The 26627-nt window shown below is 53.1% G+C and carries 23 protein-coding genes; 4 read left to right on the top strand and 19 right to left on the bottom strand.

The window, feature by feature from the left end:
* Positions 1–118 precede the first annotated feature (118 nt).
* A complete protein-coding gene (locus ACFQ2I_RS03040; protein ID WP_377562109.1) occupies positions 119–334 on the top strand; it encodes a small, acid-soluble spore protein, alpha/beta type in 216 nt (71 codons plus the stop codon).
* A gap of 126 nt (positions 335–460) precedes the next feature.
* On the opposite strand, the gene ACFQ2I_RS03035 is transcribed toward ACFQ2I_RS03040, so the two are convergent.
* From ACFQ2I_RS03035 to ACFQ2I_RS02975, 13 genes are all read right to left on the bottom strand, one after another.
* The gene (locus tag ACFQ2I_RS03035; RefSeq protein ID WP_377562108.1) at positions 461–1027 is read right to left on the bottom strand and encodes a lytic transglycosylase domain-containing protein; all 567 of its coding nucleotides are present in this window, start codon (positions 1025–1027) and stop codon (positions 461–463) included.
* Positions 1024–1623 (bottom strand): dephospho-CoA kinase, encoded by a 600-nt coding sequence (coaE, locus tag ACFQ2I_RS03030; protein WP_377562107.1) that lies wholly within the window; start codon positions 1621–1623, stop codon positions 1024–1026. Before coaE ends, ACFQ2I_RS03035 begins: the two co-directional genes overlap by 4 nt.
* Positions 1624–1639: 16 nt before the next feature.
* A complete protein-coding gene (locus ACFQ2I_RS03025; protein WP_377562953.1) occupies positions 1640–2344 on the bottom strand; it encodes an MntP/YtaF family protein in 705 nt (234 codons plus the stop codon).
* Positions 2345–2430: 86 nt separating this feature from the next.
* Positions 2431–3264, bottom strand: a complete 834-nt coding sequence (gene mutM, locus ACFQ2I_RS03020; RefSeq protein WP_377562106.1) for a DNA-formamidopyrimidine glycosylase — start codon at positions 3262–3264, stop codon at positions 2431–2433.
* A 58-nt stretch (positions 3265–3322) separates the two neighbouring features.
* A complete protein-coding gene (gene polA / locus ACFQ2I_RS03015; protein ID WP_377562952.1) occupies positions 3323–6001 on the bottom strand; it encodes a DNA polymerase I in 2679 nt (892 codons plus the stop codon).
* Positions 6002–6090: 89 nt separating this feature from the next.
* Positions 6091–7308 (bottom strand): EAL domain-containing protein, encoded by a 1218-nt coding sequence (locus tag ACFQ2I_RS03010; RefSeq protein WP_377562104.1) that lies wholly within the window; start codon positions 7306–7308, stop codon positions 6091–6093.
* 20 nt (positions 7309–7328) lie between these two features.
* Entirely contained in the window at positions 7329–8756 is a 1428-nt protein-coding gene (locus ACFQ2I_RS03005; protein ID WP_377562103.1) for a GGDEF domain-containing protein, read from the bottom strand.
* Between the two features lie 161 nt (positions 8757–8917).
* Complete coding sequence (phoU, locus tag ACFQ2I_RS03000; protein ID WP_377562951.1) at positions 8918–9577, bottom strand: phosphate signaling complex protein PhoU; 660 nt, start codon at positions 9575–9577, stop codon at positions 8918–8920.
* A 27-nt stretch (positions 9578–9604) separates the two neighbouring features.
* Positions 9605–10360, bottom strand: a complete 756-nt coding sequence (gene pstB / locus ACFQ2I_RS02995; protein WP_377562101.1) for a phosphate ABC transporter ATP-binding protein PstB — start codon at positions 10358–10360, stop codon at positions 9605–9607.
* Between the two features lie 25 nt (positions 10361–10385).
* Positions 10386–11261, bottom strand: a complete 876-nt coding sequence (pstA, locus tag ACFQ2I_RS02990; RefSeq protein WP_377562100.1) for a phosphate ABC transporter permease PstA — start codon at positions 11259–11261, stop codon at positions 10386–10388.
* A gap of 1 nt (position 11262) precedes the next feature.
* Complete coding sequence (gene pstC, locus ACFQ2I_RS02985) at positions 11263–12126, bottom strand: phosphate ABC transporter permease subunit PstC (protein ID WP_377562949.1); 864 nt, start codon at positions 12124–12126, stop codon at positions 11263–11265.
* 195 nt (positions 12127–12321) lie between these two features.
* A complete protein-coding gene (locus ACFQ2I_RS02980; RefSeq protein WP_377562948.1) occupies positions 12322–13299 on the bottom strand; it encodes a PstS family phosphate ABC transporter substrate-binding protein in 978 nt (325 codons plus the stop codon).
* Between the two features lie 141 nt (positions 13300–13440).
* Positions 13441–14601: a methyl-accepting chemotaxis protein gene (locus ACFQ2I_RS02975; RefSeq protein ID WP_377562099.1), complete on the bottom strand. Its 1161-nt coding sequence runs from the start codon at positions 14599–14601 to the stop codon at positions 13441–13443.
* A 155-nt stretch (positions 14602–14756) separates the two neighbouring features.
* Between ACFQ2I_RS02975 and ACFQ2I_RS02970 the strand changes: the two genes are divergently transcribed.
* Both ACFQ2I_RS02970 and ACFQ2I_RS02965 read left to right on the top strand, forming a co-directional pair.
* Positions 14757–15584, top strand: a complete 828-nt coding sequence (locus ACFQ2I_RS02970) for an AraC family transcriptional regulator (RefSeq protein WP_377562098.1) — start codon at positions 14757–14759, stop codon at positions 15582–15584.
* Between the two features lie 21 nt (positions 15585–15605).
* Entirely contained in the window at positions 15606–16472 is an 867-nt protein-coding gene (locus ACFQ2I_RS02965) for a helix-turn-helix domain-containing protein (protein ID WP_377562097.1), read from the top strand.
* A gap of 18 nt (positions 16473–16490) precedes the next feature.
* On the opposite strand, the gene ACFQ2I_RS02960 is transcribed toward ACFQ2I_RS02965, so the two are convergent.
* The 3 genes from ACFQ2I_RS02960 to ACFQ2I_RS02950 form a co-directional block, all read right to left on the bottom strand.
* Positions 16491–17210 carry a response regulator transcription factor gene (locus ACFQ2I_RS02960; RefSeq protein WP_377562096.1) on the bottom strand — a complete coding sequence of 240 codons (720 nt, stop codon included), beginning with the start codon at positions 17208–17210 and terminating at the stop codon, positions 16491–16493.
* Between the two features lie 162 nt (positions 17211–17372).
* Positions 17373–19148, bottom strand: coding sequence for a two-component system histidine kinase PnpS (pnpS, locus tag ACFQ2I_RS02955; protein WP_377562095.1), 1776 nt, complete (start codon positions 19146–19148; stop codon positions 17373–17375).
* 29 nt (positions 19149–19177) lie between these two features.
* On the bottom strand, positions 19178–20161 hold the full coding sequence (locus ACFQ2I_RS02950) for a bile acid:sodium symporter family protein (RefSeq protein WP_377562094.1): 984 nt from the start codon (positions 20159–20161) through the stop codon (positions 19178–19180).
* Positions 20162–20269: 108 nt separating this feature from the next.
* Between ACFQ2I_RS02950 and ACFQ2I_RS02945 the strand changes: the two genes are divergently transcribed.
* Positions 20270–21409, top strand: coding sequence for a YfbR-like 5'-deoxynucleotidase (locus ACFQ2I_RS02945; RefSeq protein WP_377562093.1), 1140 nt, complete (start codon positions 20270–20272; stop codon positions 21407–21409).
* 179 nt (positions 21410–21588) lie between these two features.
* Here the strand turns inward: ACFQ2I_RS02945 and ACFQ2I_RS02940 are convergent, their stop codons facing one another.
* From ACFQ2I_RS02940 to ACFQ2I_RS02930, 3 genes are read right to left on the bottom strand one after another with little or no spacing between them, the layout of a single operon-like run.
* On the bottom strand, positions 21589–23193 hold the full coding sequence (locus ACFQ2I_RS02940; protein ID WP_377562092.1) for a glycoside hydrolase family 3 protein: 1605 nt from the start codon (positions 23191–23193) through the stop codon (positions 21589–21591).
* The gene (locus ACFQ2I_RS02935) at positions 23180–24817 is read right to left on the bottom strand and encodes a response regulator transcription factor (protein ID WP_377562091.1); all 1638 of its coding nucleotides are present in this window, start codon (positions 24815–24817) and stop codon (positions 23180–23182) included. Before ACFQ2I_RS02935 ends, ACFQ2I_RS02940 begins: the two co-directional genes overlap by 14 nt.
* The gene (locus tag ACFQ2I_RS02930; RefSeq protein ID WP_377562090.1) at positions 24814–26625 is read right to left on the bottom strand and encodes a cache domain-containing sensor histidine kinase; all 1812 of its coding nucleotides are present in this window, start codon (positions 26623–26625) and stop codon (positions 24814–24816) included. The genes ACFQ2I_RS02935 and ACFQ2I_RS02930 overlap by 4 nt, the downstream gene beginning before the upstream one ends.
* Between the last annotated feature and the right edge of the window lie 2 nt (positions 26626–26627).

Raw genomic sequence — 26627 nt, 5'->3', positions numbered from 1 at the left:
CTCTTCCTCCTTTCAAATGTCAATTTAAAAAATAAACTTTCACTTCCAACCGTTTCCTGTTATGAAACTTAGAATAACGCACATAATACAGTTACCAACCGCAAGGAGGTGACAATCAATGAGTGCAAACCGCAGCAGCAACCAACTGGTCGTGCCACAAGCGACAGCAGCCCTGGATCAAATGAAGTACGAGGTCGCTCAAGAACTGGGTATCGCAATTCCGCAGGACGGCTACTATGGGAACATGGCAACAAGAGACGCAGGCTCCCTCGGTGGTTACATTACCCGTCGCCTAGTACAAATTGCCGAGCAATCCCTTGCCGGCCAAAAATAGTGATTCATTAAAGCTTGTATGAATAACAACAGCCTTGAGAGCGGCTTGTCCATGAACCGGCAAGCCCTCCAAGGCTTCGTTCACGTTCCATGTCACGATTGCTCTTCATTTCATTAGCATGCCCCGTTAGAAGCTGGGATACAAGTCCTTGTATTTATTATAATAATAAAATACTCGCTGTACATAATGCCTGGTCTCCCCGAATGGAACGGACTTCACACTCTTCATCTGGCCGTCCCAGGTACCGGCATCAAGCCACTTCCGCACATGTCCAGGTCCAGCATTATAGGCGGCGACCGCCGCAATCGCATTGCCGTCGAATTGATCATGCAGTGACTTTAAATACCATGTTCCTACTTCTATGCTGACATCCGCCCGATGTAGTAGCATCTCTTCGTCAACAGCCTGGAAGCCTGCGCGTTCCACCACCCAGTTCGCCGTGTTCGGCATGAGCTGCATAAGCCCTAGAGCTCCCTTACTTGACTGTCTGCCCGTCGAATAATTGGATTCCGCCCGAATGATAGCGGCGACCAGATGGGGCTCCACTCCGTAGTTGGAAGCACTTGCCCGGATATCAGCTTGATAATGGATGGGGTACATCCACTTCGCAAGCCAGTCCGCCTTCAGGAATAGCAAGCCGACTACTGCAATGATAGCCAAGAGCAAATATCGCTTCTTCATACGTATTCTCATGATGTCCTGTCCTTATTGGTCCAAAATGAAATAATCTGAGCCTCTGTCTGCTCCTGCGAACCGCTGTTGTCGATGACCCAGTCAGCGCGTCTACGCTTCTCTTCAATGTCCATCTGAAGCGACACTCTACGCTCCGCTTCCTCACGCGGCATATCGTTCCGCTTCATAAGCCGTTCAATCTGCATGGAAGCTGGCACGTAGACAACCATAACCCCTTCATAGCGGTCCTCCGCGTTCGTCTCATAGAGCAGCGGCACATCCGCGACGATCAACCGCTCGGGGTCTTCCTTCTTATACTGCTCAATGCGCTCGCTCATCGCCCTGCGAACGGCCGGATGCGTAATAGCTTCAAGCCGCTTCAACAGTTCCTTGTCGCGGAATACGATGGCGCCCAGCGCCTGGCGGTTCAACGTTCCGTCTTCATGCAGGATAGCTTGTCCGAATGTGGAGGCGATCGCCTCCAGCGCAGGCTCGCCGGGCAACACGACCTCTCTTGCGGCCTCATCGGCATCCACCAATGCTGCTCCACGGTCCGTTAGCATGCGGGCAACTGTGCTCTTGCCGCTAGCGATCCCGCCGGTCAATCCTATGATCATCCCATCACCCACCTTCTTACAACAACTTCATAATTCCAATTAGAATTAGTAAAATCCCTGGCACCACACTTAATGCCTGCATACCTCTTCTGGCCGCGAACCGTATACCAACCCAAGTGCCAGCGATCAGGAATAGCGCACAAGAACAGGCTATAACAATTGCCGTCGTCAGCGACGGCAGCCCCAGCAATGCCGCACCTAGTCCGGCGCCCAGAGCATCCAATGACAAGGCGACGCCCAGCATGACAGCTTCAGATGGCGATATGATGCCGGAGCGGTCGACGTCAGCCGCTTGCGGAGAGCGCAAAATCTGGATGACAAGACCGAGCCGCTTCAACTCCACGGACAATACAGTTGCCGCGGGCCGTCTAATGCCCTCTATGCCGTTCTCCGAAGCAAGCGACCGAGCATCCACCGAACTTCCGTCATCGTTATCCTCCCCGTGCAAGCCTCTGCTGCGTCTCAATTGAATAAGCGCCCAGCAGCCGATACCGATCAAGATCGCTGCGCCGATAGCCTTGGCCACGATCTCAGACACGTAGCCCCGAAGCCATTCCCCGGCTCCCATCGACAGCCATATAATAAAGCCCGAACAGCATGCGATTATCAGAACGGATACGATCGGAATCCGAATTCGTCTAAGTCCATAGGTGACGCCGACGCCGAATCCGTCCAGACTAACAGCAAGCGCAAGCACAAACACTGACAACAAGTGAGCCATCCAATCCAAAGCTCTGTTCCCTCCCCGCTAGACGAAGCCTCAAGGTGATAACTTCATCATATGCGGGAGATGGGCTGAAGTGAATCTCATCCCTTCATGGGCTGACAACGCGAGCATATATGTGTTCCCCTGCCGCCGACGACAAACTTCACGATCGGTTTGCCGCAAGCGGCGCATGCTTCATCCTTTCGTCCATATACAAGCAGCTGCTGCTGGAACATCCCCATCTCGCCTTGTCCGTTCACATACGACTTGATGGACGAACCGCCCGCCTCTACCGCCGACGCCAACGTAGTACGAATCGCTTCGTGCAACCTCTTCCACTCTGCTGGCTTCAATGTATCAGGGGTTCTCTCCGGATGAATACGCGCCTGGAATAGCGCTTCATCGACATAAATATTGCCCAGCCCGACGATCAGTTCCTGGTTCAGCAGCAGCGGCTTGATGCGTGAAGTGCGCTTGCCGACCCGATCGCGCAACGCCTGCAGCGTGAAGTCGGGACCGAGCGGCTCAATGCCCAGCTTCGCGAGCGGCGGCAGACGGAACTCCTCCTCGGGGAGGAACAGATGCATCGTGCCGAATTGCCTAACATCCTTGTAGCGCAGATCCGTCCCGTCGTCCAGATGGAACAAGACATGCGTATGAAGCTCCGGGGGCTCCTCAGAGGAATACACCCCGTACCGCCCTTCCATGCGCAGATGCGAGACGAGCACCAACTCGTCCAACAAGATGCGCAAGAACTTGCCTCTTCGCTCAACCTGCTGTATCGTTCGTCCCGCCAGCGCGTCCTGGAATTGTTCAGGCTCTGCGGGACGCTGTATAATGCGCGGAAGCTTGACCGTGACCGAGCGGATCGTCCGGCCGGATACAAGCTCGTTCAATGTTCTTCTTACTGTCTCTACCTCTGGCAGTTCCGGCATATCTCCTCACCTCTTGCATCATTATACTGCAAAAGGAGCTGTGAAGCTTGTGACAAGTTTATTTCGCCTCATACCAATTATCTCCGAAACTGACATCCGCCTTAAGCGGTACATCCAGCTTGGCCGCTCCGGACATCACTTCAGGCAGAAGCTGCTTCATCGTCTCCAGCTCGTCCGGCGGAACCTCGAATACCAATTCATCATGCACTTGCAGCAGCATTCGGCTGCGCAGCCCCCGCTCCCTGAGAGCCTTGTCCATGTGCACCATCGCCAGCTTGATAATGTCCGCCGCGCTTCCTTGTATCGGCGTATTCATCGCCGTACGCTCCGCGAAGGAGCGCAGATTGAAGTTCGACGACTTGATCTCCGGCAGATAACGTCTCCGCTCCAGCAGCGTCGTCACGTAGCCGTCCTGCTTCGCTTGGGCAACGATATCGTCCATGAACTTGCGCACACCTTGGAAGACGGAGAAATACTGCTCGATGAACTTGCCCGCTTCCGTAGGTGTGATGTCCAGATTCCGGGACAAGCCGAAGGCGCTGATGCCGTAGACGATACCGAAGTTGACTGCCTTCGCAGAGCGACGCATATTGGCGTCCACCTCGCCCGCCTCTACGCCGAATACGTCCATCGCGGTCTTCGTATGGATGTCCATATCGTGCAGGAACGCTTCCTTCAGCCCCTCGTCGCCGGATATATGCGCCAGCACGCGAAGCTCAATCTGCGAATAGTCTGCAGCAAGGATGCTCCAGCCTGGCTCCGACGGCAGGAACGCCTTGCGAATCTTCCGTCCTTCCTCCAGCCGGATCGGAATATTCTGCAGGTTCGGGAACTGGCTGCTGAGTCTTCCCGTAGCCGCGATCGTCTGTCGGTAGTACGTATGGATCTTGCCCGTCTCCTCCCGAACTTCCTTCAACAGTCCCTCGACGTAAGTCGACTGCAGCTTGGACAGCTGGCGGTAATGAAGGATGTGAGGGATAATCTCATGCTCCTTCGCCAGTCCTTCCAGCACTTCCGCATCTGTGGAGTATCCGGTCTTCGTCTTTTTCGTCGCTTTCAAGCCCAGCCGTTCGAACAGCACTTCGCCCAGCTGCTTCGGCGAATTGATCTTGAATTCCGTGCCGGCCAGCTGATAGATCTCGCTTATCGTCGTGGTCAGCGTATCCTCCAGTTCAGCACCGAGACGCTCCAGTTCTCCCTTCTCCACTTGAATGCCCTGCAGCTCCATCCCGGCAAGAATGCGGGATAGCGGCTGCTCCAGATCGACATACAGTTCCTTCATGTTCGTCCGCTCCAGCTCTTCTGTCAACACGGGCTCAAGCCTGCGCACGGCATCTGCCTTCAAGGCCAGATGACGGCGCAGCGTCTCTTCGTCAGGCACCTTGAACTTGGCTCCCTTGCCGTATACCGACTCATCGGACGAAGGACCGGCTACGCCTTGTCGCTCGCATATGCCGGAGAGCAGCTGCGAGCCTTCGGTAGGATCCAGCAGGTAAGCGACCAGCTGTACATCGAACGCTGCGCCCCCCAGCTTCAAGCCGGCCCAGTGCAGCGCCAGCTCCGCCTTGTGCATGTCGAAGCCGGACTTCCTTGCCGATTCGTCCGCCAGCCACTCCCGGAACGCCGCTGCCGATTCGTCCTTCACAGCTTCCATGGACAAGACATACACAGCGTCTTCCAGCGCGACGGCCATGCCCAGCAGCTCGACATGATGGGGATTGTCCCCGATCGCCTCAATATATAGGCCGTGCCTCGCACCGGAGCGTAGCCGCTCCAGCAGCTCCGCCATCTCCTTGTCGTCGCCGCCTGCTTCGATAGCCTTCAGCGACAGCTCGTCTGCCGCGGCCTTCGCTTCCGATGCCGACGCGCCGCCTTCGGCTTGCAGATCCAGCCGCTCGCTGAGCGACTTGAACTCCAGTCTGCGGAACGCTTCGCCCAGCGCTGCGGCGTCATACCCGCCGTAGCGAATATCCTCCGCGCTTCGCTCCAGCGGCACTTCGCGGTAGATCGTCGCCAGCTTCTTGCTCAGCTCGGCGTCGCCGGCATGTGTCTCCAGCCGCTCCTTCAGCTTGCCCTTGAGCCGATCCAGATTAGCGAGCACATTCTCCACAGAGCCATGCTCGTGAAGCAGCTTCAGCGCCGTCTTCTCTCCCACTCCGGGCACGCCGGGAATGTTGTCCGACGTATCGCCCATCAATCCCTTCAGATCGATAATCTGTAGCGGCTTCAATCCGTACTTCTCATCGATCGCTGCCGGTGTGTACAGGTCCACATCGCTTACGCCCTTGCGCGTGACGGCGACCGTCACGCGATCCGAGGCCAGCTGCAGCAAGTCCTTGTCTCCCGTCACGACGACGGCTTCGGCACCTTGTTCATCCGCCTGCTTCGTAAGCGTACCGATAATATCGTCCGCCTCGTAGCCGTTCAACTCATACTGCTGAATGCCGAACGCCGAGATCAGCTCCTTCAGCACGGGGAATTGCTCGGACAGCTCCGGCGGGGTCTTCTGACGTCCGCCCTTGTATTCGCTGTAGCTTTCGTGCCGGAACGTTACCTTGCCCGCATCGAACGCAACCAGCACATGCGTCGGCTTGTGCTCCTCCAGCAGCTTAAGCAGCATAGTCGTAAATCCGAATATGGCATTTGTATGTAATCCTGCTGAATTCGTAAGCGGCGGCATTGCGAAGAAAGCCCGGTAGGCAATGCTATTGCCGTCGATCAACATCCATTTATCCATCAGCTTGTACAGCCCCTTCCTCACCAGACCTATGCTATCTATCATAACACAAAACAGGCTCTTCCCCAGCATCGTCGCCCGAGAAAAGCCTAGTTTAAAAAAGGCCGCGGCCTTCCTAGCAAGTACCCCTGTGCATATGCAACGCCAACTTCTCTCAGCAGCTCCAGCTCCGCTTCCTGCTCGATGCCTTCGGCAATAATGGAGACTCCCATCTTGCTTGCAATATCCTGCAGTGTATAAAGAACATGACGCTTCATCTCGTCTGCGTTCACATTGTGTATAATAGAACGGTCCACCTTCAAATAATCCGGTCTCAATTCCACGATGGATTGGAGTGAGGAATATCCGGCCCCCACGTCGTCGATCGCAATCTGGTAGCCTTGATTGCGGTAATGGTCCATTGCGCGTTTGAAGGCGTTGAAGTCCGTTATAGCGCTTCGCTCCGTAATTTCGAATACGACATGCTTCGGATCAAGCTGCTGCTCTTCCAGCAAGCTCTTCGTCTGTCCAGGTAGAAATTCCGGTGACTCCATAATGTGCGCATTGACATTAATGAACAATTTCTGCTTATGTGCGAGACCGAAGCAACCGCTTATTGCCCGCTCCCGCGCAATTCGTTCCAATGCGTAGAGCTGTCCTTCCGTATCCGCAAATTGGAACAAGGGCAACGGGCCATCGAACCATTTTGAATCTTTAAGCCGCGTCAACGCCTCGTACCCGAATATGAGTCCGCCTGACAAAGAGACGATGGGCTGATAGACGGAGTAAAGGTCTCCCTGCTGATTCAACAGCCGTAGGAGCGCATTCCTCTTCAAGCTGCGTTCCATCGATCCCGATGATTGTCCGTGCAGAATAGCCGCTTTTGAAGCCTTGTACCATATGTTTTCCTTCCCCTTCGACTCCTCCTTGGGGACGACGGATATGCCTACGAGCAGCTTGCCTTTATGTATCGTATTCGTCATGCTCGCCGCATAGTGAAGGAACTCGCTCTCCCAATTGTTCATCAAGCGATACGTATGCTCAAGCATCCATTCCTCCAGCCTTCCCTTGTTGCCAGGGGGAAGCTCGATCGGCACGAACAGATCGTCGTTCATCCATTGGGATTCTGCCGTCAGCACAGACATGTCCCTTACCTGCGCGATTTTCTCCTTCGCATATGCGCGCCATAGCTTACCGAGCACGCGAACATCGGAAGTAGGGGCGCCTTCTTGCTCGAGCCAAGACCATGATAGATACATCATTCCGTAGTATTGCACTCTCTCGCATTCCATCTTGAGGTCTTCTTTATATATACTTTGCCCTTTCATGGTGTCCCTCTTCCCTCTCTCTATACATGTCCCATCCGGGATAATGGCTCCGATACGCATACACTTCCCTTTACGAGCTTCGCACGCTTCTTCAGCCTTGCAGCGTACATGGCAATGTCCTCCAGGGACAGAGAGAATTCATTGGTGCAATACAACACAGACAAGGACAGGGTAACACCTTCCTGACTTACCGTATTGCCATACCTGTCCTCAACTTCAGCGACTTGAACGCCGCCATAGAACATCTTTACTCCTCTATCGAAGCGTTCAATCAGATCCGCGCATATGATATCCACTGAATCGGGAGAAAGCATCACAATGAAGTCATCTCCGCCAATATGGCCGATGAAGCTGCTATCTTCTTCTTCGTATCGGGACAGCACATCTTCCAGCAGACTTGCCAAATATCGAATCAGCTCATCCCCTAAGCCGAATCCGAAACAATCGTTGAACCACTTGAAATAATCCAGGTCCGCATAGATGATAGCGAACGGACGCTTGTCCGCCATTCTTCCCATCAGCTCCGCATGAATGCTGGCATTGCCGGGCAGTCCGGTAAGCGGATTGGCCGTTCGCGCCTCTTCTGTTCTCAGCGCCGTAATGCTCTCCAGAATCGCTCTGATGGATGCCGCCCCGACGAACCGCTCCTCCCTTGTGATGAACACAATGTCGTATAGATTAGAATATTCGCGAGACATTGCCAACTGAGACACCTCTTCCACAGGCATCCCTTCATCTACTACTAACGGCTGGCTCTCCATAATCTTCTCAACCGGTCTGTTGTAATAGAGCGGCAAGCCGAACTGTCCCGCTAGCAACTGATGAAGCTTCTCCTTCATGATCAGCCCGACCGGCTTGCCATCGCTGACAACGGCCACTCCTTGCTCGCGCGGGCGCGTATGGAACAGTTGGGCGACATCCGATACACGGGCATGGGGCTGGAATTCAGGAATGGAAGAAGCAAGACGGCCGATCGTGAAGCTTCTCTCCAGCATAACGCTGCTAGAAGCCCCCTTCCGCTCGTCTGTATCAGGTCTGGCCCCAGCTTGCGCGTGGACATCTATTATCATATGAAGAAGGACTCCCTCGATTGTCCATTCTGGAGAAGGAGCTGCCGCGCATACCGTTCCCAGTTGGAAGCAGCATTGGCTATCCTTGCCGCATATGGCGCCCAGTCCCCGAACAAGCCGGTTTGCCGCTTCTTTGGCGATCGCTTGCATGGAGCGTCCCTTGCCGACTTTTCCCAGAAAGTAGTACCGTTCATCTCCTATCCCCTGCTTCCAGAACAAGCTTTCCACTTCGGTCTCCCATTGTCGGATGACCTTGTCCGCATGCTCGCCAGGCAATCGCAATTGCAAATAGATGATCGCAACGCCACCGCTAATCCAATGCCGATCAGCGGCTTGCACGAGCTCCCTGTTCCACAATCCGCTCCCCACTGCTCCCATAACGAACTCCTCATTCGTAGTCATGTTACGATGTACCTTATCCAACATTACCCGAAATATGTTAAATGGATTACCAAAATGCGTTAACATACGGTAAATTCCGTTCATTACGACACAAAAAAGACCGCATCAGCTATCGTACTGCTTCTGCGGTCGCAGATCTACATATTCAGATCGGGACGGGTTCCTGTCACGAGGTATACGACGCTTTCGCCGATATTCGTCGCATGATCCCCGAACCGCTCCATGTAGCGTCCTACAAAGCTCAGAAGCGACGCTTGGGCGATATTGCGAGGATTCTCCATCATCAATAGCGACAGTTCACGCGTAATCTGCCCATATAGCATATCGACCTGATCGTCGTCCTTTGCCATCTTGTAAGCCAGATCCACATTCTCCTGCACGAAGGACTGGATCGATTCGTCGGTCATCGTGCCGATAATGTCCGCCATGCGGGGAAGATCGATCAACGGCTTAATTAATTCCTGACCGTCGAGTCGAAGCACGACCTTCGCAATATCGACGGACAGATCGCCCATACGCTCCAGATCGCTCGCTATTCGGAAGGCTGACAAGATGCGGCGCAGATCCTTGGCAACGGGCTGCTGAGTGGCGATTAGCTTGGAACCGAGCTCCATCACATCTTCTTCCATACTGTTCAGCTCGATATCCTTGTCAATGACCGTTTGAGCCGTCTTTACATCCACATTTTTCAAGGCCTCTACCGAATCGACCAAAGCCTTCTTCACGAATGCTCCCATATCTACCAGCAGATTGTGAAGCTGCTCCAGTCCAAGATCGAATTCTTTGCGTGCTGCCATCATACCCTTCATTCCTCCTATCGTGTATTAGCCGAAGCGGCCGCTAATATAATCTTCCGTCCGTTGATCGGAAGGATTGGAGAACAGCTTCTCCGTATCGGAATACTCCACGACTTCGCCGTTCAGGAAAAATACCGTCTGGTTCGATACGCGGGCTGCCTGATGCATGTTGTGAGTAACCATGACGATCGTATATTCCGACTTCAGCTCCTGCGCCAGCTCCTCGATCTTCAGCGTAGAGATGGGATCGAGCGCAGATGTCGCCTCATCCATCAGCAGGATGTCGGGATTAACCGCCAGCGCTCTAGCGATACAGAGCCTCTGCTGCTGACCGCCGGAGATCGACAGCGCGGAGCGCTTCAGATGATCCTTCACTTCATCCCACAGAGCCGCCTGACGCAGACTCTTCTCCACGATGTCATCCAGCTCCTTCTTGCTCGTGGTGCCGTGCAGACGCGGGCCGTAAGCGATATTGTCATAGATCGACTTGGGGAACGGGTTAGGCTGCTGGAACACCATGCCGACCTTCTTGCGCAGTGTCTCGACGTCCACTTCGTTGGAATAAATCTCCGTTCCGCCGATAGAGAGCCCGCCTTCGATACGCGTGCCGGGAATCATGTCGTTCATCCGGTTCAAGGTGCGAAGCAAGGTCGACTTGCCGCAGCCGGACGGTCCGATGAACGCCGTAATGGCTTTCTCAGGTATCGTAAGCGAGACATTCTTAAGCGCATGGAATTCACCATAGAATAAATTCAGTTTTTGTATATCGATTAATGTTCGCATTGCTTTCCCTCCACGAAAGTCGTGATTACACATTTTTCTGATACTTGTTGCGCAGCAGTATTGCTGAGAAGTTCATGAGCAAGAGTAGAGCCATCAGGACGATAATGCCGCTCGCGGCAAGCTCCTTGAACTCCGGCTGAGGCTTCGACAGCCAGTTATACACCTGGATAGGAATGACAGAGTAGGAATCCAGAATGCTCTCGGGCAGAAAGGCTACATACGTCAAGGCGCCGATCATGACCAGCGGCGCCGTCTCGCCGATCGCGCGGGACATCGCCAGAATGACGCCCGTCAATACGCCCGGCAGAGCAGACGGCATGACGGAGCGGGATACCGTCTGCCACTTCGTGGCGCCCAGCGCGAACGATGCGTCGCGTCTTGACTTCGGGACCGCACGAATTGCCTCTTGCGCGGAGACGATAATAATCGGCAGGACGAGCAGCGTCATCGTAAGCGCACCTGCCAGTAAGCTCTTATCCAGCGACAACAGTCTGACGAACAGCGCAAGTCCGAGTATGCCGTATACAATGGATGGAACGCCCGCCAGCGTACTGATGTTCAGCTGAATAAGGCGGGTGAGCCAGTTTTTCTTCGCGTATTCCTCCAGATAGATTGCAGCGCCTACGCCGAATATGAAGGAAATAGGGGCCATGATAAGCAGCATGTATATCGTGCCGACGATCGCCGACTTCATACCGGAATTGTCAGCCTTCCGGGAAGGGAACTCCGTGAACAGCTGTGGCTGAAGACGGGCCAGACCGTCGATGATGATATCGATCAGCAGCACGCATAACGCCATAACCCCTATAGATGTCGCGATGACGAATAAGATATGAAGCATGAAGTCGATCGTGCGCCTATTCGCGATCTGCTTGCGATTCGCATCTTGAAAGATAGACATATCAGTATTCCTCCCTGAATCGTCTTGCTACGTACTGGGCAAGAATATTAAGCAGGAAAGTAATGACGAACAAGGTCATACCTACTGCAAAGATGGAGCCGTATTCCACTGTGCCGTGCGGTGTATCCCCAAGGCTTACCTGAACAATGTAGGCTGTCATGGTCTGAATACTCTCCAGCGGGTTCAACGTCAGATTCGGCGTAGAGCCGGCAGCCAGCGTCACGATCATCGTCTCTCCGATTGCCCGCGAGAATGCCAGTACGGCAGAGGCGACAATACCCGAGAAGGCGGCCGGCACGACGATCTTAAGCGCCACTTCAAACCTTGTTGCGCCAAGCGCATACGCGCCGTCGCGCAGCGATCTCGGTACAGCGGACATCGCATCCTCACTCAATGAGCTGACCATCGGAATTATCATGATGCCGACGACGATGCCCGCACTCAGTGCGTTAAAGATGCCAGTTCCGCTAAAAATCTGTTGAATGATCGGCGTTACGATGCTGAGGGCAAAGTAACCATAGACGATCGTCGGTACGCCGGCAAGCACCTCAAGCACCGGCTTGACGACTTTGCGCACGCCCTTGGGCGCATATTCCGACAAATAGATCGCACTAGCCAGTCCCAGCGGAACAGCGACAAGACAAGCGATAACCGTAATGAGAAGCGTACCTCCCAGAAGCGGCAATATGCCGAAGCTCTTCGGAGGTATAAGCGGCGACCAGGTCGTCCCGAACAGGAAATCGAATATCGGAATTTTCTTGAAGAATTGGTAGGTTTCCGTCGCAAGGGTTACGACGATGCCTATCGTTGTCAGCACGGATACGATAGCGCATAGAAACAGCAGGATCGGCATTACCGCATTCATGATGCTCTTGCGGCTGTTCTTAAATGATGTTGCAGGTATGACTTGCGCCTTATCGCTCATTGATATTGCATTGCGCGGCATACAGCATCCTCCCTCTTACATTTACAATTCGTTAACATATCCGGCGAGAAAAATGTGATGTCCAACGAGACATCACATTTCTCACTCGGCTTTCTCGAAAAATGACTGCTTGAACTATTTCAGCTTTGCAGCTTGCTCGGCATATTGCTCGTCAGGAAGCGCTACGTAGCCAACTTCGCCTGCCATAGAACCGATGTTGTTGATATAGAAGTTGACGAACTCGCTCACTTCAGGACGCTCCATCTCCTTATTGCTCACATAGATGAACAATGGACGGGACAGCGGAGCATAAGAACCGTCTTTAATGGTCTCGTAAGTCGGCTCGACAGCGCCATTGCCGCCATCGATCGGCACAACCTTCAGCTTGTCTTGGTTCTCTTCGTAGTATGCGTAGCCGAAGTAGCCGATACCGTATTTGCTGCCGGAGATCCCGACAACCAGTGTGTTGTCATCTTCGCTGAAGGAGATGTTCTCGTTGCGGATGCCTTCTTTGTCCAGAATCGCTTCATTGAAGTAGTCGTAAGTGCCGGAATCGGCGCCTGGCGAGAACATGACGATATCTTCTGCTGGCCAACCCTCGCGAACATCGCTCCACTTCGTTACCGTGCTGCCTGTTTTGAAGATTTTGTTCAGTTCTTCAACCGTCAGGTGATCGATGAAGTCGTTCTCCTTGCTTACGACAACAGACAAGCCGTCGAATGCGACAGACAACTCAGTGAACGCGATGCCGGCTTCCTTACACTTGGCCGCTTCCTCATCCTTGATCGGACGGGACGCATCGGCAATCGCAATCTCACCTGCGCAGAACTGCTTGAAGCCGCCGCCTGTGCCGGATACGCCTACTGGTACGCGCACATCAGGTTGTACCGCTCTGAATTCTTCCGCAGCCGCCTCTGTAAGCGGGAATACTGTACTGGAACCGTCAACCTTGATTTCGCCGCTCAGCTTTTTGTCTGCTTGCTCAGCCGGTTTCTCTGTCGCTGGCGCGTTCGTCGCTGATCCATTGCCGTTGTTGCCTGTGGATGCCTCGTTGCCTCCATTGTTACCGCATGCCGCTGTGAATACCAGCATGGCCGCCATAGCCGTCATCATGATCCCCTTGATCGTTTTGTTCTTCGTCAACTCTACCACTCCTCATAGAATTATCTGTTTAGCTCGTTCTTACATTTTCTATACTACTAACCGATTGTTAATGCCGTATTCTTGTTTTGTAAATTCCATGTTAAAAAAATGCTATATGCGATCTTTTATTTGCAAGCCGTTCTGATAGGAACGGTACAGTCCCTCCATCTCCTCCGCGACATGGCGAGAATGCCGATGAGCGCAATCTGACAGCTCCCGGATTTCCTGCTGTCCGCTTCGATTGCCGGCTGCAGCCTTGAACAATCCGTTGAAAATATGCTCTGTATCCCGCACATGCGATTCGCTGCTCGCCGTTATCTCTCTGCCCTGCTCTACGATCAGAGCCGTTTCTTCAATCGCCTTTACAATCGATTCCGTGTTCGCTGTGATTTCCGTCGCCGACCGCTTCGTCTCGTTCGCCAGCTTCATCACCTCGCTTGCGACGACGGCGAAGCCCTTGCCGTGCTCGCCGGCGCGCGCTGCTTCTATAGAAGCGTTGATCGCCAGCAGATTGCTCTGCTCCGCCAGATCCTTGATCAACCGCGACACGCCGCTGATGGAGCCCACTTCATTCATCAATCCACGCATCTGCTTCTCTTGATGAACGGAGCTTGCCGTCATAAGACGGAATGCTTCCAGCATCTTATCCAATCCTTTCTTGCCCGCCAGGGTCAGGTCCACCATCTCCACGGACGCCTCCTCCCCTTGCACGCTGGAATGCTGCACACTGCGTATGCCCTCTTCAATCTCATGCATCCGGGTGACAACAGATGCAACGATACGCATCTGCTCCTCCATCGCCTCCTGCTGCAGCTCTCGCGACAGCTTGAGCATATGAGACATCGTAAGCGCTCCGCTCAGCCTCTCGCCATAGGTGACGATGACGCAATCATAGATGGTGTCTTCACTCCGGCCAAGCGCCAAATCGATGATGGCTTGAGGCGACATGGCTGCGTCCACGATGAGCGGCGAAGCATCCGCCAAGTGCATGACGGGCTTATCATAATAGAGATCTGCGCTGAACCGGTGCCCTAGCTTCAAGTAGAACTTATTTCTCATTACGATGCCTGCCGGTCTTCTTCGTTCGTCGACAATGACAATACATTCGCTTGTTCCATTCCGGCGAAATACTGCAATAGCTTCTCTGCAGGTCAGTTCGGCGGAGACGGCGGGCACCTCTTGCACATGCTCCCGCAGCCTCCCGTTCATGGATGTCGTCGATATTGTGTTGGTCGCAGCCACCAGCTCACACCCTTCCAATTCATTTTCCATTTCTGTCTAACTGTTACTATAGGACCTAAGAATCATCCCAGTGGCAACGCAATGTAAACGCAATGTTAAAATGTGAAGGAAGAGATTATGCTATAATGAAACCATCTTGTTTCAAAAAAACGGAATCCCATTGTGGTACGGAAGGGGCAATATCGTTGGATTTCAGAGCTTTTCCCACGCTGACGGAATTGGACGAACGCTTGCCCGTCTATCTGGTCAGCGTCGGCCACTGGGATCATCAAGAGCCCACCTATCGGGCGAACGGACATCCCGATTATCAATGGCTGCAGACGGTATCCGGACGGGGCAAGCTTCAGTCGGGCGACAGGGAATGGACAATATTACCTGGACAAGGGTTCTGCCTCTATCCGCACGAGCCTCATGCTTACTTCGCCTTAGAAGAGAATTGGGACGTCTATTGGATCAGCTTCCGGGGCAGTCTCGCTTCTCCGCTGCTGCAGCGGACAGGACTGGCGGGCACCGGCGTCTACCATGTGACGGAGCCGGAGCGGATCGCCTCGCTCATCGGGGAGATATACAAGACGACACAATCCAGTAAGGACTATGGCGGAATCGACTATTCTCAGCTTCTCTACACGCTGCTGCTGGAGCTGATGAAGACGACCGCACCCGGCTCTCAGGCGGCTGAATGGGGATATGCGAGGCTCAGGCCCGTCTTGCAATATATGGAACGTCACTATGACCGGCCGGTTACGATCAAGGAGCTGGCCGACTATATCGCCGTCACGCCGCAATACTTGTGTCAGCTGTTCAAGCGAGCGCTTCATATGCGGCCGATGGAATACATGAACCGGGAACGTATTAACCGCAGCAAGGAACTGATGTTCCAGGAGGGCGGCATTCGACTGTATGAGGTGGCGGAGCGTGTCGGCTTTGAGTCTGCCAGCTATTACAGCTCCGTTTTCAAGCGTCTGGAGGGGATGAGCCCGGATCAATTCAAGCGAATACATGGACTGAAATAATGTAGATGGAGGGAAGCAGGAATGGAAGCTTACAACGAGAAGGTGCGCTACGAGAATCCGCTATTGTCTCTGCGTACATTCCGCTCGAGACGCAATCAGTCCGATTATATTCATTGGCATTATCACAAGCAGTTGGAACTGCTGCTCGTGCTGCATGGCAAGCTGGAACTTTGTCTGATGGACGAAGTGTTCCTGCTGGAGCCGGGCGACATCATCATTATCGGGGCGCATGAATTGCATCGCGACCGCAGCTTTAACGAGCTGGATTATATCGTGCTACAGTTCGATCTGGAGCAGTTCTTCGATCATGGCTCCATTCCTTATATGCGGTACTTCTCAGAGACGCACACGCCTCTTAGCAAGGCGAATTATATTTACAGAGACAACCCGGAGGCCCGGCGGGAGACAGCGGAGTGCATGGAGCAGATTCTGAACGAGGCTACTTACAAGGAGAGGGGCTATGAGCTTGCGGTCAGCATTCTGATCAAGCAAATTCTTTTGCTTCTGCTCCGCAATGACCACCGCAAGGTGTTGATGGAGCAGGATAGCTTCGATACCGTTCGTTTAAAGCCCGTGTTGGATTATATCGAGAATCATTTGACTGACCGTATTCAGGTAGAGGAAGTCTGCCGTATCGCTAATATGAGCTATTATTATTTCGTCAAGTACTTCAAGAAAGCGATCGGCATGTCCTTCACCGAGTATGTCAACTACCGTAAGGTCAAGTGGGCTGAGCGCATACTGCTGACGAAGGATCTCAGCATCTCGCAAGTCGGCGAAGAGATCGGCATGCCCAATATGGCTCACTTCTACAAGATGTTCAAAAAATACAACGACTGCTCGCCCAAGCAGTTCCAACGGAAAATGCTGTCCTGGCAGCGCAAATAAAAGAAGCTCTCATGTCCGTCACTTCGGACTTGAGAGCTTCTTCGGCATCACGAGCTTATAACCCACGCCCCGGATGGATTCGATCTGAACGGACTGCTGGCCGAGCTCCAGCTTCTTGCGCAGCGAGCTGACATGCACATCAACCGTGCGCTGCCCCCCGATATAATCGAACCCCCATACGACATTCATCAGATCATCGCGGGTAATGACCATGCCGGGTCGCTGCACGAGATACAGCAGAACTTCGAATTCCTTCGGTCGCAACGGAATCGGTTCCCCGTGAACGATCACCTCGTACTTCTCCGGGTAGATAGACAGTTCTCCCGCCGTAATGACCTTCTCGTTCGTCACGACAGGCTCCGCTTCATCCTGCTGAGTACGACGAAGCACTGCCGATACGCGGGCCAGTAGCTCCGCCACACCGAACGGCTTCGTGATGTAATCGTCGGCGCCGTGCTTCAATCCCTGCACGACCTCCTCTTCCGCATTGCGAGCCGTCAGTATAATCACCGGTGTGCGCACCCCGTTCTGGCGCAGCCGGTTCAACACTTCGAATCCGTTCATGCCGGGCAGCATAATATCCAATACGATCAGATCGAAGCTGCGCTGCAGCGCAGCCTGCAGCCCTTCTCCGCCGTGATCGATGACGGTCGTCTCATAGCCTTCCTGACTAAGATTGTAGGATAGCAGTCTCGCTAATGTGGGCTCATCTTCAACGACTAAAATTTTATGCGACATGATGACCTCCAACTGATAAGAGGCAATTCGTACGAATAGCCCCTCACTGTATCAATAAAGTAAAGCCAACAATAGTTTACCACGGATTCTTGAACAATAGGTAAACCTTTTTACTGCCAGTTCCCAATGCCAAATGACGGGTAGAGATAACCGAATCGTTGTCTACTGAATAACAGGCAAATCGATTGTAAAGGTCGTTCCAACGCCTACTGTACTCTCCACGGCAATCGTTCCTTTGTGCAGCTCCACCAAATGCTTCACGATGGACAGGCCGAGCCCCGTCCCGCCGGAGCTTCGGGAGCGTGCCTTGTCCACCCGATAGAAGCGCTCGAAGATGCGCGGCAGATCCTTCTTCGGAATACCGATGCCTGTATCCGATATCTTCATCCGTATCAGGTCGTCGTTGAGCGCATGAATATCAATCGATACGCGTCCGCCCTCCGTTGCATAATTGATACCGTTGGACAACAGATTCATGATGATCTGCCTTAACCGATCTTCGTCTGCTTCCACGAACAGGCCGGACTCCACTTTTTGATGCAGCTGAATTCCTCTGCGGGTCGCTTCGGCTTCAAGCAGTGTCAATGTTTTGTCCACGAAGCCTTCCAGCTCCACAGGCGAGAACAGCAGTGGTACGCGGCGTGATTCAATCTTCGATAATTCCAGAATGTCTCCGATGAGACGATTCAGTCGCTCACTCTCATCATAGATGATCTTCAGGAAGGAGCTTGCCGTCTCCTCATCCTTCACCGCGCCGCCGAGCAGCGTCTCTGCAAAGCCCTTGACAGCGGCAATAGGCGTCTTGAGCTCATGGGATACGTTGGCAACGAATTCGCTTCTCATCCGCTCCAGTCTGCGAATCGCCGAGACGTCCTGAAGCACAAGCAGAATGCCGTTGAACTCCTGTCCAGCTTGACTGATTGGCACAAGATTCAACTCCAGCAGCCGTTCTTCAGGATAATAGAAGGTCACCTCTTCCTTCAGATGCTGTCTCGTCTGGAACGCTTCCTTAATAATCTGCGACAGCTCGTATTGTTGCTTCGCATCCGAGTAATGTCGGCCGACCAGCTCGCGCGCCGAGAAGCCCAGCACCTCCTCCGCTCTCCGGTTCATCAGCAATATTTTGCCGTTGGCATCAATCATGACGACACCGTTTATCATATTGGCAAGAACGCTTTGCAGTTGGTTTTCATTTTGCTTGATGCGTCCCATCTGCACTTGCAAGCTGTCCGCCATCGCATTGATCGCCGTGCCCAGTTCCCCGATCTCGTCTTGCTTCATCACTTTAACACGCGCCCGGTAATCCATATTTTTAATGCGCTTGGCTACCTTCGTAATTTGCTCAAGCGGCCTGGTCATGCTGAGAGCGATGCGATAGCTGATCAGAGCGGCCACGACGAACAGAATGAGCAAGCCGCCGACCAGCACCATCGTCACTTGCCCAACCGAGCGGTCCACCTCGTCCAAATGAATGGCGAGTCTGATAATGTAGGGCTTCTCCGTCGGAATTTGCTGAATGGGTACCGCCACGTACATCATGCTTTGATTAATGGTATCGCTCTTCCGGATGGAGCGCCCTACACCGTTCTTGATAGCTCCCTGCACTTCTTCCCTCTCGTAATGGTTGTCCATCATGCGGGCATCGAAGTCCGAATCCCCGATAACAACGCCGTCATTGCGAATGAACGTAACTCGTGCCGCTGTGAAATGCTTCAGCTCGGCAGCTTCTTGCGTATAGTAGTCGAGCACAGACTGGCTGTCGCCGGTACGCCACTCCATTTTCGCCGCAATGAACTGCATCTCGCGTACCATATTATCCTGCAGCGCATTAATATGATTCTCTTTGAACGTCTTCATCATGAATAAGCCCGAAGCGGTAACGGACAAGGCGATCATCGTAATAATAATGACTGTTAGTCTGGTACGAAAGCTGTTCAAGTGTATCACTCCTTATCCTGCAACAACGTCTATCGTACATTTCGGCTCACGCTTTGGCTAGCGTCTCTATTGTGAAGTTTTTGTAAAACATAATGATGCAATGTAGCAAGCGGTTGCTGAATAAGAATCGACAGCACGACGGGGACAGCGGCCAATGGGCTGAAGTAGCCGAGAGCGAGCACGGTTCCAAGTGAAATGTTGCGCATTCCTGTCGCGAACGATACGGTCACCAATTGCTCGCGATCAACCCGCAGCACTCTTGCCGAGAGATAGCCTAACGCATAACAGATGCCGACTAGTGCAACGACGAGCGGCACAAGCATTAGCATATCCTTCCTTAGCTGGTACATATACGGCGCAATAGCCGATGCGTTAAGTGTGACGACGGCAGTGAAGCATAGCTTGGACACGGGAGCCGTATAGGGCTTTACCTTGACCTGAATCTTCCCGCCAGACAGCTCGTAGAGCGAAATTCCGGCGATGGTGGGAAGAACGATCAGAATAGTCAAATCCAGCATAAGCGGTCCCGCTTCCACTTCAACCGCCGTATCGAACAGGAAGGCGATTCCCGCCGGCACGACCAACGGACTTAGCATGGAATCCAGAACGACCATCGCCAATATGAGGGGAACGCTGCCGCCCGACATGCCGACCCAGAGCACCGTCGATACACCCAGCGGAATGATAGTGAACAGCACAAGTCCAATTACATAAGGCGAGTCTGCACCGAACAGCAGGGCGCCTATCCAGTACGCGATAAGCGGAGATATAATATGCGCTATGAGAAATGTCAGCCCCATTACGCCTGGCTTCTTCATCACCTCTCTTAACTGCCCCAGCCCGCACCCTATGGCCATCGTCAATGTCACGTAAGCGAATAGGAACGGTATCCAATTGACGTATCTCTCAAGCGCCGGAGCTAACAGAAATCCCGCAATCAGCGAGCAAGGGATGATCAGGAACATCCATTTTTCGAACCAGTCATTGAACGCGAGCCCAAACCTTCTCATCATGATCCTCCAAGCCACAGTATACGTGTAGTCGTTCGTAACAATAAATAATATAATAGCATGAAGCATCATTTTGTTCATAACGTTTTTAAGATGGGGAGGACGGCCATATTGAATAATAGCAGATTTACTAGCGCCATTATCGGCATGCAATATGTATCGCGCTGGAATGAATATTGCCCACGCTACAAGGATAACGCGGCAAGCCATAGCTTTCGCTGTGCTTCCATTGCCATACTCATCGGAATCATTGAAGAGAACATGTGCAACAACGAGCTGGACAAGCTTGATCTGATCGGCCGCGCCTTGCTCCACGACCTTAACGAGACAGTGACCGGCTCCATCAAGCATATGACAAAAAAAGAAGTTACCTTAGTCGGACATATCCAAAGGCTGGAGAATGAGGTTAGCAGAGATATCGTATCCCGGCTATCACGATCGCTGCAGCCTCACTTCACGCAATTCATCGTTCATGCGGAAGATGACAGCTATATCGGCGGTCTGGTCAAAGCCATCGATTCATTCGACGCGATGTTGTTCTGCATGAGAGAACACCAGCTGGACGGCAATCCCTACTTCCGAACAAAATATGAAGCGCTCCGAACAGAGTTAGCCGAGTCGGCGTACGCCTCCATCAGGTGGCTGTTACAGGCGTCAGAGGATAATGAAGGCGTACGCCAGTTCCTTGATCATATTCTTAATCTTGATCTGATCGAGCGGTGGGGCGGCAGCTTCAATCTGATACCGGATAACGACGCGACCCATTCCTTCCGAGTAGCCGCCATGTCCCTGTTCAACGGCTTGCTGGAGAAGGAGCGCTTCGGGCGAGAATCGATCGATTTGTATCGGCTTGTTGGCAAAGCCATTCTGCATGATATTGTAGAAGGCGTAAGCGGCGATGTCGCTTCCCCGATCAAGAAGTCCTCGGCGATTGTGCAGGAAGCCTTCAAGCAATATGAGGAGCATGTGGCGCAGCAGATTGTGTCCGCTCTTCCGGACATGTTCCATCCTCAGCTGACGGATTTCATCGTTCATGCGAAGGACGATTCCTATGAAGGACAACTAGTGGATATCGCCGACAAAATCGATGCGCTCATCAAGAGCAACCTGGAAATGCGCAACAACCCGCACTATGCCGAGAAATACTACCAGCAGCTGCTTCATATTCAGCACCATTACGAGAACCCTTGTGTCGTCTTCTTTCTCGCTTATATCTTGCACGACCTTACCTTCGACAACTTTGTCCGGTGAATAAGCCGCAAAAAAGGATGCTAGATGGTGAGCTATTCTCTAGACTCACCATCTAGCATCCTTTGTTTTCAACTGTTCTCCCCTAGGCTCTAACGTATGCCACATACGCTCCTACAGCGCAAACCGACCTTTAAGCTACTTCAACGTATGCCACATACGCTCCTTAAGCATGCCTGCACTTACTCCGCACTCCAGCCGAACGGGTATGCCGGCGATAACTCCAACGGCAGCTTGCCTGTCGGCTTCAAGTCGCCAAGCAGCACCTTCGCAGCCGATGACAAAGCGAGCGGCCTGCACTCATAAACGGTCACATAAGCTTTCGCTTCGGGATAGAGCAGCAGATCGAGCGGATTGCGGACAGATACCGCAACAACGCGATCCCCCGCAAGCTTCACCGTCGCACGCGCCATCTCACGTTCCAGTTCATGCTTGGACGCATCGTACGTAACAACGACGATCTGCCCGAATTGCTCCGCATCAGCCAGCGCTCCCTCATCGCTCATGCTTCGCTCCACGACATTGGCGCCGTATTGCGCCAGGAAGCCTCCCAGCGTACCGTCTCCTGCTAGCATCTCGTCCGCCACGGATACCGGAACGATATCCGGCCACAATACCAGCGTGCGCTCCTCTCGCTTCAGTGGCAGCAGCGCCCCTTCGTTCTTCACCACTGTGACAGACGACTCGCTCCACTTGGCTGCGACAGCTCTGTGCTCCTTCGTGCCGATTGAAGCCTTCACCTCTTCCCATGGCGCTATCGGCTGATGCAACCGAAGCTTCTCCTTCAACCGCATAATACGGTGAAGCGCTTCATCGATTCGACCTTCAGATAATTCCCCGCTCTCCACAGCTGCGACGACCGCCTCCAGCGCGGCGCGCTGCTTTCCGATCGTATGGCTGACCAGCACCATATCCGCGCCAGCGGCAATAGCCTTCACCGCCCCTTGTCCGGGACCATAGTGCTCGTCAATCGCGCTCATCTCCAGACAGTCTGTTACCACGACGCCTTCGTAGCCCAATTGTTCCCGCAGCAGCCCCGTCAGCACCGGCTTCGACAAGGTGGCAGGCACGCCCGACAGGTCGATGGCCGGCAGGCACACATGCGCCGTCATGACAAGATCCGCTCCCGCCGCTGCGGCAGCGCGGAATGGAAGAAGCTCCACCGCTTCCAGCCGTTCCATGCTATGCGGCAGCACCGGCAGCGCATGATGCGAATCGACCGAGGTGTCGCCATGTCCGGGGAAGTGCTTCACCGTTGCCGCCACGCCTTCCGACTGATATCCCTTCACCGCCGCAGAGCCCAGTTCGGCTACGACGTCTGCCCGATCGCTGTACGAACGCACATTGATAACCGGATTATCCGGGTTGTTGTTCACATCGATACACGGCGCGTAATTCATCGTAATGCCGAGCTTGCGCAGTTCCTTGCCACATATTTTCGCCGTTTCGTAAGCCGCTTCCGCCGTACCCGTCGCGCCAAGCGCCATGTTGCCAGGCATTAATGTAACGCCGTCTACCAGACGCGCGACCATTCCGCCTTCCTGATCGATCGCGATGAAGAGTGGCGGCCTGCCTGCCTGATGCGCGAGCTGCTGCAATTTCATCGACAATTCATGCACTTGCCTGGCATCCTTCACATTACGCGTGAAGTAGATGGTTCCCCCGACACCGTATTCCGCTATCAGCTCCGCTATTGCGTTCTCAGGCTCATGACCATGGAAGCCGAACACGAACAATTGTCCTACCTTTTCCTTCAAGCTCCATTGCTCCAAATTACAATTTCCCATCCTCATGTCCCTCCCCTTTCCCATGCTGGTGCTTTGCGCGATAATCACTGGGATTGTCGCCTGTATATTTCATGAATACCTTCGTGAAGTACCGCCGTTCCGCATATCCGATCTCCTTGGCAATTGACGTGATGCTCATCTGCGTATTGGCAAGCAGCTCCTTCGCCTTCTCCATCCGGTTGCGGGTAATATATTCTATGAAAGTGACGCCATAGGTCTGCTTGAACAGCAAGCTGAAGTAAGACGTACTGAGCCCGACATGCATCGCCGTCTCGTCCAGACTAATATCCCGGTACATATTGCGATCGAGGTACGTCTTCGCTTCCAGCATCGTATTCTCCGACTGCTTCTTCTTGTCCAACGACTTGTCGGAGACAGCTGTCGTCACCCCCCGGATCAGCTCCATTAAGTCTTTGATGCTGAAACGCCGATCCATCTTGCGCCATAACGACTCCTCCTGCTCCTTCGTGAATACCGCCATCTCCTTCAACTCCCTCATCAAGTGCAGCAGGAAGAAGTGAAGTAACGGCTCCACCTTGGATATATGCTGATTATTCATACCTTGCAATTGCTTGGAGAGGCCGTCGCATTCCCGCTCGACCGATTCGTGATCGCCCCGCTTCACACTATCGATGATTCTCTCCAGCGCACCCCAGAACAACTGATCCGTCTGATTGCTCTGCCCGACGGCATCCGGATAGAAAGTGACGGGCGCATGCACAGGTGTTAACTGCATGCATAGCTGCAGTTTGCGATACGCTTTCGCGAGATGATCCACCTCGACGAATCCTCGGTAAATCCCCGCATTCAACGACAGTTTAATATGCTCCTTCACCGCGGAAAGCAGCGTAGCCGCCCACTCCTTTACCTTAGCGCAATCGAACTGAGATCTGTCCCCCGGCTCGATAAGTACGCACCATTCGCCGTCGCGCATGCCGATTACGGCATGCTGAAGCCCTTCCACCTGCAGCTTCTCGCGCAAAACATTGGAGACAGCGAAATTCCACAGCTTCCTTTCCTTGTCCGACCATTCTCGCCAATCCTTCGTATCCTCTGAGCTGACATCAAAGTCAAGCAGAATCATGCAAAATTGCTTCATTTGCATATGCGGCTCGTCATGAATGAACAACCAGTGTCCTTCTGAAAACGACGTGTAATCCATCATTAAATCGTACAGCAACTTTTCACTTGCCAGATCCATGATTTTTTCCAGCTTCTTATTTTCTTTGCTCTGCTGCTTCGCTTTCTCACGCTGAGCGGCCATTACTCGGGCAATAACACCCGTCAATTCATCGTACGGGATCGGCTTCAGAATATAATCCTTCACACCATACTGAATCGCTGCTCGTGTGTAAGCGAAGTCTTGATAACCAGACAGCATAATGATATCGCAAGGAATCTCCCGTTCCCTTACCTCTCTAACGAGTTCAAGTCCGTCCATGACAGGCATGCGGATGTCGCACAGCAACAGCTGAAAAGATTCCTGCTCCATCAACTGGAGGGCATCCACCCCGTTTTTTGCCGTAGCGGCAACCTCAAGCCCTAACATCTCCCATGGAATAACCTTCTCCAAATTTCTTGTGATGTGCGATTCATCATCTACCAAGAGCACTTTATCCCTCATTGTTCCTCACCTCTTCTTATGGGAATGACGAGCCGTATCGTAGTTCCCTCTTCAGCACAGCTGCAGATCATCATTCCATAACGCGGCCCGTAGTGAATCTTTAACCGATCCGCCACATTGCGCAAGCCGAGACCTCTTCGCTCGCCAAGCTGCGCTACGTCCTTCTCCGGTTCGTAAGAAGAAGCTTCCTTCGATAAAGAACGCAAAATATCTTCGTGAATGCCATGACCGTTGTCGCGAACGAATAGGATGATTTGTTCATTATCCGTTTTCACAGTAATCGTAATTTTCCCATCGCCGTCCCCATAGCCGTCGAAGCCATGCTGAATACTGTTTTCAACGAGCGGCTGAAGCGTCAGCTTCAGTATCGGCGATGGAAGAGCGTCATCGCTGACGGCAATGTCATACGAGAATAGCTCTTCGAAGCGGTACTTTTGAATGTCCAGATAGCTTCGAACATGCTCAATCTCTTGCTGAACGCTTATTTCCTCCGACTGATGCATGCTTGTCCGAAGCAGATTGCTCAGCCTTCTCACCATAAGCATAATTTTGTGCCCTTCATTTTGAGCGGCCAGCGCATTAATGGATTCCAGCGTATTGAACAGGAAGTGGGGTTTGATCTGCGCTTGCATCAGCATCATCTCGGCATGCTGCTTCCGTGCTTGCTCTTGCCTCACTTCGCGGAGCAAGCTGCCGATTCGCTCCACCATGCTATTGAAGCTTTTCGCCAGCAGCACCGTTTCATCCTTGCCGCGCATCGTTATGCGCGTCTCCAGCGCGCCTTGCTCGACCAGCCTCATTTTGCGCACCACTTTAATAATAGACCGGGCTACCCGATTGACGAAGAACACATTGAACAGCACAGCGGACAGCAGCCCCAGCACGGTAATCATGCTGATCCACTGGAAGAAGCGCGTATTCTCATTCGTCAATGCGTTCCATGGCTGCACGGACATCAGAATCCACCCGTTGCGGTCCAGCTGATAAGAGGAGACGAGCGAGTCCACCCCGTCGAATTTCATTCTTGTGCTATCATATTCCACCGAGAAGCGCGGTAATTCCTCCGTATAGAGGGACAGGAATTTCCCGTCTAATTCCTTGTTGCTGTCCAGCATCGCCAGACCGTTCTTATTCACAATGAAATAACGGGCTCCCGGCGCCACCGCATCGGGATGCTGGAACCCCTTCAGCATGCTTAGAATCTCATCTGATTTGTATTGGACGACCATGACTCCGATATCGTTCAACGACTCCAGATCCTTGACGACGCGCAGCATGGTGAACAAGGGCGGCACTACGCCGGTAAGATCCCTGTGCTCGTAAGGTCCGATCCAGATAGGCCGTCCTTGCATGGCTATGACATCGTCATATAGGGAATGGCGCTGCAGTTCCTCGAAGGTAAGCGGCCGGAATGTGGTAGGGTCGTTGCGATTGGCACGAAGCATTTTGCCGTCGGGACCGTACAGGACAACGTAGCTGACAGCCGGATGCTGGAACAGGATGCCGCTCATCGCCTTCTCCGCCTGGGCGAGACGGATCATCCAGCCGGGATCGTCCTTGCCTCTTCCTATAATTCTGAGCGTCTCTTGTATCTCTGAGCTAATGACATTGCCATTGGACAGACTGTCCAGCTCGCGGAAGAAGTAACGAATATTGCCGCCAACTGCCTTCAAAGATATTTCGGATTGCGCGCTGTACTTCCTTTCCAGTAATGATTCAGAGTTGACGAACGAGAAAATGCCGAGACCGATCATCGGGATAATAATGAGAATAATAAAGGCAAGCATAAGCTTCGGTCTCAAATTCATAT

Source organism: Paenibacillus chungangensis (assembly GCF_042675905.1).
Classification (GTDB): domain Bacteria; phylum Bacillota; class Bacilli; order Paenibacillales; family Paenibacillaceae; genus Pristimantibacillus; species Pristimantibacillus chungangensis.
The sequence above is the reverse complement of the archived record's forward strand: the minus strand, read 5'-3'. Positions and strand labels throughout refer to the sequence as shown.